The organism is Clostridium sp. HBUAS56017 (assembly GCF_007115085.1).
Taxonomy (GTDB): domain Bacteria; phylum Bacillota; class Clostridia; order Clostridiales; family Clostridiaceae; genus Clostridium; species Clostridium cibarium.
This window is the reverse complement of record NZ_SULK01000026.1, coordinates 36,442-36,781: the sequence shown is the minus strand read 5'-3', so window position 1 is coordinate 36,781 and position 340 is coordinate 36,442. Positions and strand designations below refer to the sequence as shown.

The window sequence follows — 340 nt, the reverse complement described above, 5'->3', positions numbered from 1 at the left end:
GGTGGGCACAACAGGGCTCGAACCTGTGACCCCCTGCTTGTAAGGCAGGTGCTCTCCCAGCTGAGCTATGCGCCCAAAGTAAAAAATGGTGACTCCTAGGGGAATCGAACCCCTGTTACCACCGTGAAAGGGTGGTGTCTTAACCGCTTGACCAAGGAGCCATATAAAATTTTGATGGAGCTGGCAATAGGAATCGAACCTACAACCTGCTGATTACAAGTCAGCTGCTCTACCGTTGAGCCATGCCAGCATATAAGTAAAATGGCGACTCAGAAGGGACTCGAACCCTCGACTTCCAGCGTGACAGGCTGGCACTCTAACCAACTGAGCTACTGAGCCG

General features: G+C 52.4%; 4 tRNA genes. All 4 read right to left on the bottom strand.

Going from position 1 to position 340, the window contains the following annotated elements:
• Nucleotides 1–2: 2 nt before the first annotated feature.
• The 4 genes from FAY47_RS17495 to FAY47_RS17480 all read right to left on the bottom strand — a co-directional run bounded on the left by FAY47_RS17495 (nt 3) and on the right by FAY47_RS17480 (nt 339).
• A tRNA-Val gene (locus tag FAY47_RS17495) sits at nt 3–75 on the bottom strand.
• Nucleotides 76–86: 11 nt separating this feature from the next.
• Nucleotides 87–161, bottom strand: a tRNA-Glu gene (locus tag FAY47_RS17490).
• Nucleotides 162–175: 14 nt separating this feature from the next.
• A tRNA-Thr gene (locus tag FAY47_RS17485) sits at nt 176–250 on the bottom strand.
• Nucleotides 251–262: 12 nt separating this feature from the next.
• Nucleotides 263–339, bottom strand: a tRNA-Asp gene (locus FAY47_RS17480).
• Nucleotide 340: the final 1 nt, after the last annotated feature.